Origin of the sequence: Rhodanobacter sp. MP7CTX1 (assembly GCF_014205795.1) — a bacterium.
GTDB lineage: Bacteria > Pseudomonadota > Gammaproteobacteria > Xanthomonadales > Rhodanobacteraceae > Rhodanobacter.
The window spans coordinates 393,822-406,149 of record NZ_JACHCN010000001.1 but is presented as its reverse complement, the minus strand read 5'-3'; the positions used below and the strand labels follow the sequence as shown (position 1 = coordinate 406,149).

Below are 12,328 nucleotides of genomic sequence, written 5' to 3'. Positions count from 1 at the left end.
CTCGCCCACCTGCCGAAACAAACCCGACCCCGGGTCGATCAGGGCGGATGTCGCTCCGAACCTGTCGTCGTTGTCGTTGCCAATGTCTTTGTCGGTTCACCAGCGCGCGATGCCGTCGATGCGCGTATTACCAAGGTCGCCGTGACGCGCTGGTGTACTGGCACCAGACTGCCAGGGTCGGCAATCTGCATGCACAGCTGTTCCAGTGCCAACCTGCCCAGTTCGGCAATGCGCACGCTCACCGTCGTCAATGGCGGAGTGACGTAACGCGCCATCGGCACATCATCGAAACCCGCTACGGCAATATCGTCGGGAATGCGCAGGCCAGCCTCACGCAGGGCCGCCATGCAGCCGATCGCCATCATGTCGTTGGCGGCGAATATCGCATCCGGACGTGGACGCAGCGCAAGCAACTGTTGCCCGGCGGCATAACCGGACTGCTCGCTGAAGTCACCCGGCAGGATCACCGCACCCTCGGTCGCGCCAAGCGCGGCAAGTACTTCATGAAAAGCCTGTTCGCGCTCGCGCACGTCCTGGTTCCTGGCCGGCCCCTGGATCAAGGCAATCCGCTTGTACCCGCAGTCGAGCAAGTGCTCCAGCATCAGCTGCACGCCACTGCGGTTGTCCACCGAAAGCGTTGCATAGTCATGGTTCGTTTCCAGCGTGTTCATCAGCACGCTGGGCAACGTCACTTGCAGGTTTCGGCGCAGAAAATCCTCATCGGCATGCGGTGACATCACCAGCAAGCCATCGACTCGCCCGTGCATGGAGCGCAGCGCAATCGCCGCTTCATCGGCGTCGTCGTGGGAACTGGATACCAGGATGTTCAGGCCGCGCGCACGAGCGGCCAGATCGATGCCGCGAATGAGCTCGGAAAAGAACTCGCCATACAGATCCGGCAGCAGCACCCCGATGGTATTGGTGCGCCGGGTAATCATGCTGCGCGCTGCGTTGTCCGGCACATAGCGCAAGCGCGCCGCCACTTCACGCACAATTTTCACGGTGTCCGGGGTGACGCCTCCGCTGCCGTTGAGCGCACGCGACACGGACGCCACAGACAGCTTGGCTTCGCGCGCCACGTCTTTGATGGTCACGGTCCTGGACGCCACAACCCCGCCCCGCTTGCAGACGCAGCCCACCGCTGCGTGTTCGAGCGCAACGTAAACGTTTTCACGAGGCCTTGTAAAGCTGCCAAAACCGAATATTTTCGCTGCAGTGCGGCAGGAATGCCCACAGTACGACGGCTTCGGGCGGGATGAACCGCGAAACGCAACACTGCGTCAGGCATGCGCGATCACGCCGCCCTGATACGGCAATGCAACAATCGGGGTTAAATTATTTTTTAACTCACAAACGAACGTCGTACCTGACGAGGCGCGAAACGCGCCGCTGCCGCAGCGACCGTGCGCTACCGCGGATGATTCCGCCGATGGCTGAACATCCATGGCCACAATTCCGGCGTGGCATAGGCTGGCACCCAGGAGCCGTGGTTCACACCGGGAAATTCGGTGTAGCGCACGTCGTCCCCCCGCGCCTTCAGCGCGGCATAGATGTCGCGCGAGCCTTGCGTCGGCACGATGTCGTCCGCCGCGCCGTGAAATATCCATGCGGGCAACGGTGTGATGCGATGGGCAAGCCAGGTGTACGGGTTCTTATCCGCAGGCACTCCGTGGAGATGCAATTCTGGAGCGTCCGACGGCGGCAACACCCCGCCACACACGATGGCTGCGGCCGCAAACATGCCCGGATGATCGGCTGCAATCTGCCATACGCCATAACCACCCATGGACAGGCCGGTCAGATAAAGCCGGTCGCGATCGCCATGGAATGCTTCGATGCTGTCGTGCAACGCCGCCAGCGCCATCTTCTCGGGGGTTCCATACCAGGAAGTGTCCTGAGGAGCTTGCGGGATCACCACCACGGCAGGGAAATCGGCACCGTGTTCCTTCAGCCACGGCGGCAACCCCTGGCTCAGCGGCGCACTATTGTCGCTGCCGCGCTCGCCGCTGCCATGCAGGAATAGAACGATCGGCCAGCTCCGCTTGCTGTCCCAGCCGGCCGGCAAAAATACCCGGTACGCATAGCTGTGACCGTCCACGCGCACTTGCCTGGCAGTGAAATGCAACATATCGGCATCCGCGGCGTGGCAGGAAAGACCGAGCACCATCAACGCGACGAACAACGGCATCAGCAATCGTTTCATGGACGGCTACTCACTCGTGGTTCGCCCGATTGTGGCATGGGCGGTCATCCGATCATGCGATGCCCCTGCACGGTGGACGTTGGCCCAAGTCGACATCCGCTGGCCCGTGAGTCGGCCTAGGACTTATAGCGCTCCGATACACCCAGCAAAGACGCTATCCGTCGCAGGTCCAATTTTCCATCGACCGTCACAGCGAGGTTACTTGAAATGTTCAGGCATTGATCTGCAATCGCCGCCACGCCGCTCCTGTGCGACACGACGATCAGGATCGTCTGCGGCAGACGGCGCTTCAGCGCTGAAAGAACCGCGATCTCGGAGACGCTGTCGAGCGCGCTCGTCGCTTCGTCCAGCAAGGCGAGGAAAGGCTGGCGCAGGATGACTTGTGCCAGCAGCAGCCGCTGCAACTCGCCGCCGGAGAGCCTGCTCGAGGAGCTGTGCAGCGCTGTATCGAGTCCGTGCTGCGACCCCTCCAGGCGATGGTCGAGGCCGACGTCGACCAGCACACCACGCAACGTCTCGTCCCTGGCATCAGGCGCCGCCCACAACAGGCACTCACGTACGGAATGCTGCCAGGGTCGGACGTTCTGGCTAACGTAGCCGCCACGTCGGACAAGCTCGCGGTACTCGTCAAAATCGATCGATCGTTCGCCGACGCGTGCCGCAAAAGTCACAGGCTCCATCATGCCCGCCAGGACATCGACCAGGCTGCTCTTACCGATACCGGAATCACCCGAAATCAAGGTCAGCTCACCGGGCACGAGAACCAGTTCGCCGACATCGAGTCCGGCCGTTGGCGGTATCAAGCGCATCCGCTCGATATGCAGCGCACCGCCAGGGGTCGGCGTGCGCAAGGGCACCGCGGATGACCGGGTTGAATCCAGGCTCATGTAACGCTGCCACAGTTCGAATGCCGGAGCAGCCGAGCGCAGCTGCTGAAAACTCTGTCGGGTCGACACCAGATAAGGCAGCAAGCGTCCGAGCAGCAGGCACACCGCGATGAGCGACGCCTGATCGATGCCATGCCAGCGATGGGCAAGCACGAACAGTCCCGCGATACCGACTGCCGCCAGCAGCTCAAGCATCAACCGCCCGGAGGCCACCAGCTCCAGCTGGCGCCGATAGCCGTGGCACAACCGAGCGGTAATAGCGCCATAACTTGCTTTCTCCACATCCTCCTTCTCGAACGAGCGGACATGGCGCAGGCGTCGTGGGAAATCCTCACTGTGCCAGAACAGCCGTGTCATGTCCTTGACGTACTCACGACAGACCAGTGCTTGCTCGCGGCCATACGCACGCGACGCGATCAGACCAAAGACCGCGAGTAGCGGCGCCGCCAGCATCAGTGGTGGCGATACCCAGAACGCGAAACCGAGGCTGACGCCGGCGCTGACGCCGGCGATCAACAATTGCTGCAGCGCGCTGAAACCCTGGACGATAACCTCGACGTTGTGAGTGAGGACGTTGGCGATTTCCGCGGACGTCGAATCCGCCAGTGACGTCAAGGGAGCGTCGATCAGGCGCGCATGAACCCGGCGGCGCAGGTTCATGCCATAGCGACCCACCAGACGCGCCCCCAGATGCGCCGCCTGCCAACGCACCAAGGCAAAGGCACCCATCGCGATGGCGAAGATGGCCGCCTGCATTTCGACACTGCGTTGTGCGTTGAACAGCGCGCCGCCGAACGGCAGCGTATGCCCCGGCTGGACCAGTGGCACCAGCAGAACTGCCGCGAGACTGCCGGTAAACGCCGCGCCCAGCGACAACGCGACGTACGCCGCCGTTTCCACCAGTTCGACGCCGGAGAGCGTGCGCAGCAACGAACGCAGCAGACCGTGGGCTCGATCGGGTGCTGGCGAGGACTCGCCTGACATCTTTACGAACTCACGCTGCTGGCCGGCAGCATCGGCCGCGGCTTTGATGACGCTTCAAGGCGATTCAGAACAGCGCTACTCCCGAGCCGGATTGCCCATGTCGGTAAGTGCAGCCCGCCGAATAAAAGGTTGCGCGTCACCATCGCGAGCAGCGGGTGACAACCGTCGAGCAGCGGATGCAGCCAGGGGGCAGATTGCCCCCTGGCTGTCGTGGCCATTCAGTGACGCGGCGCTTCAGTCCGACCTTTGATGGCCACCTTTCGGCAGACTGAACCTGGTTACGGCGTCTTGCCTGCCTGCAGGCCCTGCACGATGGCCAGCGACCGCTTCACATGCTCGTCAGGGTGAAGGTGATCCGTCTCCGAGGAAAGCGTGGCGACGATCTTGCCGTTGCTGGCGATGACGAAGGTCGTGCGGGAGATAAAGGCATGGTCAATCGCCACACCGCGCACATCGTTCATGCCCGGCTGTGCCGCCTCGGCTTTCAAATCATAGGAGAGCGCGATCTTGAGGTCAGCATCAGAGGCCACTGGAAACTTGCCGGCGCAGTAGTTTGGATCCGATGAAAAGGTATTGAGTCGTTCGATGCTATCGGCCGACACACCGATGATGGTCGCGCCTGCCGCATCGAATTTGTCCCGGGTGGCTGCAAAGCTGTGTGCTTCGAGATCGCACCCACCCGTATAGGCCGACGGGTAGAAGTAGACCACCACTGGCCCTTTCTTGAGCGCATCGGCAAGCGAGAACGTGAAATCCTTGCCTGCCAGGCTTGCCTCGGCCGTGAATGCGGGTGCGGTGACACCCGGTGCGAGTGCGGCGACGGCCGGCAACGCTGAAGCCAGCGCCACCAACACACCCAGTGCCATTGATCCTGCAAGACGCTTTTTCATTTCTGTGATCCTCATTCATTGAGGGGCATCGACCCGGCACGGAGCACATCCCTGCTTCGGTCCGCTACCCGTTTGACGTTGAACTACCCCGGATTTTCCGTGGATCCTGACCCTTGAGCAGATGAAGCGCGCGCGGCGACCTCACCCTTGTTCCGATGCTCCCAGATGCTTCGCCACCGACTTGCCAATCGTTACCTGTCCGATGCGATATGACGATCCGGACCATCAGCCGCGAACGACGCCTTACCGCAAAAGGTCCCTGCTCCAGGGTGGCATGCCCCAATGTGACATGGGTCGCGATCGGCTGCATCAGTCGAGCAGCCAGCGCAGCGCATCGACAGAGTCCCGTGGATGACGCCCCCGGCGCAGCAGGTGAACGCCCTGCTGCGTCAGCCGCTCTACGAAACGATGCCAGCCTGGCTGTCCGGCCGCATACAACTGGTCCGCGAACAGCCGGGCGGCGATTTCGTCCGCAGGGACCGGGCCCAACAGGACATCGGGACCTTCGGCCGCCTCGCTGGAAACGAACACCGCGCCAACCAGCTCCAATGGAGCCGCCGCGAGCCGGCCACGCTCCTGGCGCAAATCGACTTCGAACTTCTCGACCCCACTGCGGCGACGGATCACGGGGGCCTGGCTGATCCAGCGTCGGGTCTCCTCGTCGTCGACGAAACGCAGTGCATCGGCCTGCACGTGCAGGTAATTGGCGACGCCGGTGGCGAGCAGGCTCTCGGGCTGCACGAAGACGGCATCTTCGGCCAGAAAATCCAGACCCTGCAGCAGGCTGTGCAAGGCCAGTGTCGATTTCCCTGAGCCGCTGGCTCCCAGCAACAGGATGCCGCGTCCCTGTCGGCCGACGCAGGCCCCATGCAGGGGAACCAGGCCCAGTCCGCGCGTCGCCAGGGTGAAAACGGCAAATTCGATGAGCTCGTAGCGCAGATAGTAAGGGTGATCGAGCATGTCCTGCGAGGCCACCACCAATGCGCGTTGCTGTTCGGGCGCCAGCACCACGTAGTTCGACGCATCCATCACGCCGCAGAGCAAGCCAGCGCCAGATTGCACCCGCACAGGTGGCGGCTCGGCGGCGTGCGGCGAAATCTGTCGCGGCAGCAGGCGCAGTTCGATACGAAACTCTGGCGCGATCATCGGCAGTTGATGTGACGGCAGGTCGGCGTAAGCGGCCTCGACCAGATCCAATAGCGCCTCGCTGCTGCTTTCGAAGCAGAAGAGTCCGCCCAGGATCTGCCGGCTCATCGAGAAGTGATGGCTGGATCGCTCGCAAAAAGGATCCGCCACTGCGTCGCTAACGCTGGCGCGAAAGCCAAGGCCATTATCTTCGGTCAAAAGTTTCAGCCGTCTTGATTGCACAGCGCAGCACTGCACGAAGCCCCATAGGTTGACCAGTGAGTGCGGATCAAGCGGGAAATGGTTGCGCTTGCGCAACTGGCGCAAGCGATCCAAAAGATTTTGCCGCATGACGCAACCGAAGCTTCGCGCCTTGGCACTTACGTCCAAGCAGCATTGAACGCTGGAGCCGGCACGCCGGCAGCGCGGACGCCGATGCGTCGCCGCAGTTTGTCCCCATGGCTTACGAGGCCCCTTCGAGATGCTAAAGATTCAGGTCGGCCACTCTTATTTCCTGAGTTACGACCGGAAACAGTGGGAACGCGGCAAGCCCTATCCTCCGCTCGCCACGATCCAGGTCGCTGCACTCCTCAGGCAGATGGGACATGAGGTCGCACTATTCGACGCGATGCTTGCCGAAGGCGTTGAGGACTATGCAGGCTCTCTGCAAACCGCTGCGCCCGATGTGGTTGTGATCTACGAGGACAACTTCAACTACCTGACCAAGATGTGCCTCGGCCGCATGCGCGAAGCGGCTTGCCAGATGATTGCCGAGGCGCACGCTGACGGCGCCCGCGTGATTGTTGCAGGCTCGGACGCTTCCGACCATCCGGATGCCTTTCTCTCGGCGGGTGCCGATGCCGTGCTGATCGGCGAAGGCATTGCGGCCCTGATCGAATTGACCAAGCGGCTGGAACGCGATTCGGCTATCGACACACTGGACTGGGTACACGGGATTGCCGGCGTCGCCACGCTGGCGGGCGGGCAGACGCAGCTGACCCGCGTTGGCGTGATGCCGCCGGATCCACGATTGATTGGCCATCCCGCATGGGATCTTGTCGATATCGAACGCTACCGCACGATGTGGCTTGAACGGCACGGCTACTTCAGTCTCAACATGGCGGCGTCGCGTGGCTGTCCGTTCCGCTGCAACTGGTGCGCCAAGCCGATCTGGGGCAACCACTACAACCAGCGCAGTGCGCAGGACGTGGCCGCAGAGATGACGTATCTGAAGCAGATGTTCAAGCCTGATCACATCTGGCTGGCGGACGACATCTTCGGCTTCCACGTCGACTGGGTGACAGAGTTCGGCACGCGTCTTGGCGCGGACGACGGATCGGTCCCGTTCACCATTCAAACCCGCGCCGACCTGATCAGCGAGCGGATGGCCACCGCACTTGAACATGCCGGGTGCGCGGAGGCCTGGATAGGTGCCGAGAGCGGCAGTCAGCGCGTGCTGGACTCGATGAACAAGGGCACAAAAGTCCCCGACCTTGTCGCCGCCCGGGTACGGCTGGGGGAGCACGGCATCCGCGTGGGCTTCTTCATCCAGCTGGGCTATCTGGGCGAGCAGCTGGACGATTTGTTGGCGACCCGCGAGCTCATCGCGCAGGCCGTTCCCGATGACATCGGCGTCAGCGTTTCGTATCCGCTGCCAGGCACGAAATTCTACGAGCAGGTCAAGGCACAGCTTGGCGCAAAAACGCACTGGCAGGACAGTGGCGATCTGGCCATGATGTTCCGCGGCGCCTACGACTCGGACTTCTACCGCCGTGTGCGCGACCTGCTGCATGAACAGGTCACGTTGCAGCAATCGAAGGCCGCCGAGCCACCGGAGCGTTACGGCAAAGCCCATTCGGCGCTCGATGCGCGATGGGATGCGCTGGTCGCCAGCGAGCATGCGCACCGTAGCAAAGACGCCACCGCGCCACCGCCCACGACGACGCTAGACGATGCCCAGACGGCCCGCCATGTTGCCACCGCTCAAAATCGTTAGGGCCGGCCTGCGCCGCACCACCGAAGCGCTCGCCGCGGAGCTGGCGCTGGCACGACCGAACGGGGCGACGCCGCAGTGGAGCGATCTGGAATGGCAGCTGGCGTCGGCCGCTGCCGCCGCGCACGGCGTGTCTCCCCTGCTCTGCACATTCTCCACTTGGGAAAATCCCGAGTGGAGGTTGTTCCTCACCACTCAGCGCGCACACGTCGAGCATCGCCATCAACGTATTGCTGCGTTGCTGGAGCGCATTGACGCCGACGCCCGCGCGGCTGGGTTGGCGATCGTTCCGCTTAAGGGTTCTGCGCTGCATGCCGTGGGAATCTACGTGCCGGGTGACCGTCCGATGGCCGACATCGACCTGCTGGTCCGCGAGGACGATGCCGCGCGGGCGGGCGAGCTACTGCTGAATCTCGGCTATGTGGAATCGTTCGTCGCATGGAAACATCGTGTCTTCAAGCCGGCGATGGGGGAACCCGTCGGGGGGCTGGGTGAGCACCGCGACACACCAGTCAATATCGAGCTGCATACGCGCATCCAGGAACGGCTACCGGTATCGGCGATCGACATCACCGAGCGCATCTATCCGCAGCAGCCCACGCCCGGCCTGAATCCCTATCCGTCGAACGGCGCCTTGATGAACCACCTGCTGCTGCACTCGGCGGGCAACATCTGTGGTCGCAGCCTGCGCCTGTTGCACCTCAACGACATCGCGTTGCTCGCCCAGCGCATGACCACTGCCGACTGGGACGTCTTGTGGGATGAACATGCCGCCGACTCTCCCTGGTGGGCGTTACCGCCCCTCCGTCTGCTCGCACGCTATTACCCGAGCGCTATCCCCGACGCGGTGCTCAACCGACTTGAGCACGAATGCCACCCTCTGTTGCGGACGATTTCGCGGCATCAGACGCTGACCCAGGTTTCGAGCTCGGAACTTTGGTTGCACGCGCTCGCAGGCATTGAATGGTCCCGCTCGCTTGGCGAAGTGGTGGAGTACGTCAGGAATCGTGTCAGGCCACCGCAAGAAGCCATCAAGGAGCGTGCCGACATGGTGCGGACACAGTTATGGCTGCAGGGACAAATCTGGGTCAAACAAAAGCAGGGCCGGCGCATCCTGACCTTGCTCACCCAACAAGTGCCACGGCTCGATACTCTGTACGCGGTGCGCGCTGCCTTGGAACTCCCGGCTTCCGCGACTTAGCAGCGGCCCGCCAATGATTAGGTTCGCATCGGGGGAGAGATCAGCGACAGACGCGCGGTGCCCTTGTCGTGCCGCCGAGAATCTATCGCAGCCATGCATCCGGCCGCGCCCAACACTGCGGAAGCAGCAACGCCTGGCTCCGTTTCGTTTTCGGACAAGTAATTGAAAGTTGTGCACGTAAGACATCAGACAGCGAGCTTCCCAGCAAGGTAATCGACGACGTGCATACCGGAGAGCAGTACCACAACTTCATCCTTTCCTCGCGGCGAAACCGACGGGTGCGCGACAGGTTTCAGAAGATCGCGCTGGATCTATTGCCCGAAGGAGCCGACGTGCTCGATTTTGGTGCTGGAACCGGGATCGATGCGAAGGCCTATGCCGCCAAGGGACACCCGACTTTCGTCTATGAGCCGTCCACAGCGATGTGCGAATACCTGGCGCAGTACTGCCGCGACGAAATCGCCCGTAAAACCATGATCACGGTTACCTCGCCGCTCACCTGCAAGGTTCAGGCAGTCACGGCCAACTTTGCAGTCCTGAACCATTTCGCGGATCACACCCTGCTTTTTGAAGAGCTGTCGCACGTGGTCCACCAGGGCGGTTTTGTCCTGGCCAACATGCTCAATCCGTATTACCTCGGCGATGCGCGTTACAGCTGGTGGCGGTCAAACGTGATGAACCTTTTGCGCCGCGGTCATTACGCCATCGAAAGTGAAAGCCGCATCCATCGTTTTGCGCCACGCGTCGTGACGCGAGCAGCAGCGCCACACTTCCGGCTGGAACGCCTCATTCCGCGTGGCTTCGGACTGGCCTCCGATCCTTATATGTTTTTGCTATTTCGGCGGACCTGAGATGTGGAAGGACTGGGTAAGGCCGTTCATACGCCCACTGCCGCAATGGTCGACAGTTGCCGTTGCTCCCGGACAGCAGGTGGTCACTGCCACCTTGCATGGGGATGGCAAATCGATGGATGTCACGGAGGACCACACCGTGGCCTCGCTCGTACCGCTCATGATCGCGACCAGTCTCGATGCCGGCCAACGTCCGGTGCTCCAGTACCGCGAAAGCGCTACGGGCAAGCTGCTGGGCGTTTTGCGACTGACTCGGTCGGCGTCAGTCACTACCGAAAAGGCAACGATCACCCTCTACTACGTCACGGCCGGGGAACACCACTGTCTCGGCCAGCCGCTGCGCGCGTGGAGCACGCGGCTTCAAAACCGCGTCATGCTGAAAAATCGCGCACCGCACCACTTCTCCCCGGAGCCTGCCGCGGTACAGCAACTCATGATCGCGTACTTGTGTCCGCGGCCGACCATCCTTGTCTCTGTTGCCGCGCCAGGCCACCAGAATATCTTCCCGATGGATTTGATCGGCCCACTGGAGCGGAGCGGACTCTTTTCCCTCGCGCTACGCAGCACCAGCATTTCCGTGCCCATCATGCGCGAAACACGCAAGGTTGCGCTGTCCAGCATCCCTGCGACGATGAAGGCAGTCGTCTACAAGCTCGCCGAACAGCACAAGCACCCACTAGCGGACTGGAATGCACTTCCGTTTCCTGTGCGACCGTCGCGGGAATTTGGCATTACTGTCCCCGCTTCAGCGTTGCGCATTCAGGAATTGGACATCGTGCATAGTCAGGAAGTCGGCTCGCACACGTTGTTCATTGGCCGCATCGTTTCTGAAGAAAACCTGGCAGAAGGCACCCAGCTGCATCACACCGCAGGCTTTCATCAAGCGTATCGTCGGCGAAAGGGCGTGCCGTTCGCGGAGGTCTAGCCCGCGTAGCGCGCGAGCGGCGACAACCAACCCTGCCTGACCGGCAAACCACTGAGGCGTTCGTCTTCCGCGTTTACGATCGCATCAATCACGGCTCTCATCTCCGAGTCGTGTCTGCGCGATTCGTCAGAAGCCGTTCGGCCGAGGACGCAAGGTGTCGGTGATGGCATCCCATAGGGCTACGGCCTCCCCTTCGGTGAGCGAGGCTTTGGCTATCGGTGGCGGGCTGTCCAACGGGATGGAGCCGGGCGGACGCTTGTCGGAGGTGCCTATGCGATCACCATTTCGAAAGTCGATATTGAGCAACGGCGTCTTGGCGCTACCGATCCTGCTATTGGCTTCCAGCGTGAACATGTGGCCTTTGACATGGTCGTCGGTATTGGCCTCCATTAACCACTCATCGAAAGCAAGTCCGTCATGCGATTGGCGCTTGCCCTTCCGTAGCGTGTGGCCATCGGCAATGCGCAAATTCGCATCGATATCCTTGCCGCGATCAAGCAGCGTATTTTCCGAAACCAGATTGCTGTTGTTGTGGATCGATATCGACACATCCGGCATGTCCGTGAACACGTAGCTCATATCGAGGTTTTCTTCGTCGGTCGCTGGGCCTTGCACGAAGCCTCCGTGAAAGCACAGGCCCTGATCGCTCGGCATCTCGTTGTCGGCTCGGCCGCGTATGCGCGCGAATACATCCAACAGGAGTGCTTGCATTTGCGGGACATTCGTACCTATCGCCTTGTACTGCTCGTCAAGGTTATCTGCTGAGTAGCTGACATCACGTGCCTTGATCCACATCTTGATGGCATATCCATCTCGCCAAGCATGGAGCTCCAGAGTTCGACCTGCGTTCACCAGTGCGTTGTCATCCGCCCGGTTAAAAATGCCGCCCATAGCTCCACGTAAAGGCACAATTTCCTTAAGCGACGGCTGATCGGGCTGACCATCAAGATGCGCCGCGCGCAGCTCGGCTTCACGCTGCTCATAACGCCACCGGAACAGTGATTCGTTCAGGGGCGCCACTTCGATGTTCACACCCTGCGCCTTCAGACCGCCCCAGCCGCTAGGCACCATGCCCGCAGGTAGATCAATCAGGTAGCGCCCGATGCAACGTGGCGTCATCGCGTGAGTGAGGGTTTGCATGATGGCCTGTTCCTGGGGCGTGAGCGGGGGAAGTGAGGGCTGACAGCCGGCGACGCCTAGCGTCAGTGTTGCGCAGACGAAGAGGCTTCTTGGAAGTCGTTTCATCGCTTGCCACCCACGATCACGCCG

Annotated in this window: 10 protein-coding genes; 4 read left to right on the top strand and 6 right to left on the bottom strand. The window is 61.7% G+C overall.

What is annotated here, in order from left to right:
• Nucleotides 1-38: 38 nt before the first annotated feature.
• The 5 genes from HDE77_RS01940 to HDE77_RS01920 all read right to left on the bottom strand — a co-directional run bounded on the left by HDE77_RS01940 (nt 39) and on the right by HDE77_RS01920 (nt 6,440).
• Nucleotides 39-1,094: a LacI family DNA-binding transcriptional regulator gene (locus HDE77_RS01940; RefSeq protein ID WP_184415443.1), complete on the bottom strand. Its 1,056-nt coding sequence runs from the start codon at nt 1,092-1,094 to the stop codon at nt 39-41.
• 314 nt (nt 1,095-1,408) lie between these two features.
• The gene (locus HDE77_RS01935) at nt 1,409-2,203 is read right to left on the bottom strand and encodes an alpha/beta hydrolase-fold protein (protein ID WP_255482481.1); all 795 of its coding nucleotides are present in this window, start codon (nt 2,201-2,203) and stop codon (nt 1,409-1,411) included.
• A 116-nt stretch (nt 2,204-2,319) separates the two neighbouring features.
• Nucleotides 2,320-4,074: an ABC transporter ATP-binding protein gene (locus tag HDE77_RS01930; RefSeq protein WP_184415442.1), complete on the bottom strand. Its 1,755-nt coding sequence runs from the start codon at nt 4,072-4,074 to the stop codon at nt 2,320-2,322.
• 278 nt (nt 4,075-4,352) lie between these two features.
• Nucleotides 4,353-4,964, bottom strand: a complete 612-nt coding sequence (locus HDE77_RS01925) for a peroxiredoxin (protein WP_184415441.1) — start codon at nt 4,962-4,964, stop codon at nt 4,353-4,355.
• A gap of 309 nt (nt 4,965-5,273) precedes the next feature.
• Nucleotides 5,274-6,440: a serine kinase gene (locus HDE77_RS01920; protein ID WP_255482480.1), complete on the bottom strand. Its 1,167-nt coding sequence runs from the start codon at nt 6,438-6,440 to the stop codon at nt 5,274-5,276.
• Between the two features lie 130 nt (nt 6,441-6,570).
• Here HDE77_RS01920 and HDE77_RS01915 point away from each other — a divergent pair, with 130 nt between their 5' ends.
• The 4 genes from HDE77_RS01915 (at nt 6,571) to HDE77_RS01900 (ending at nt 11,059) form a co-directional block, all read left to right on the top strand.
• Entirely contained in the window at nt 6,571-8,085 is a 1,515-nt protein-coding gene (locus tag HDE77_RS01915; protein ID WP_184415440.1) for a radical SAM protein, read from the top strand.
• Complete coding sequence (locus HDE77_RS01910; protein ID WP_184415439.1) at nt 8,060-9,283, top strand: nucleotidyltransferase family protein; 1,224 nt, start codon at nt 8,060-8,062, stop codon at nt 9,281-9,283. Before HDE77_RS01915 ends, HDE77_RS01910 begins: the two co-directional genes overlap by 26 nt.
• Nucleotides 9,284-9,351: 68 nt before the next feature.
• The gene (locus tag HDE77_RS01905) at nt 9,352-10,134 is read left to right on the top strand and encodes a class I SAM-dependent methyltransferase (RefSeq protein ID WP_343206037.1); all 783 of its coding nucleotides are present in this window, start codon (nt 9,352-9,354) and stop codon (nt 10,132-10,134) included.
• Between the two features lie 79 nt (nt 10,135-10,213).
• Nucleotides 10,214-11,059, top strand: coding sequence for a flavin reductase (locus tag HDE77_RS01900; RefSeq protein WP_343206036.1), 846 nt, complete (start codon nt 10,214-10,216; stop codon nt 11,057-11,059).
• 126 nt (nt 11,060-11,185) lie between these two features.
• Here the strand turns inward: HDE77_RS01900 and HDE77_RS01895 are convergent, their stop codons facing one another.
• Nucleotides 11,186-12,304: a T6SS immunity protein Tli4 family protein gene (locus tag HDE77_RS01895; RefSeq protein WP_184415438.1), complete on the bottom strand. Its 1,119-nt coding sequence runs from the start codon at nt 12,302-12,304 to the stop codon at nt 11,186-11,188.
• Nucleotides 12,305-12,328: the final 24 nt, after the last annotated feature.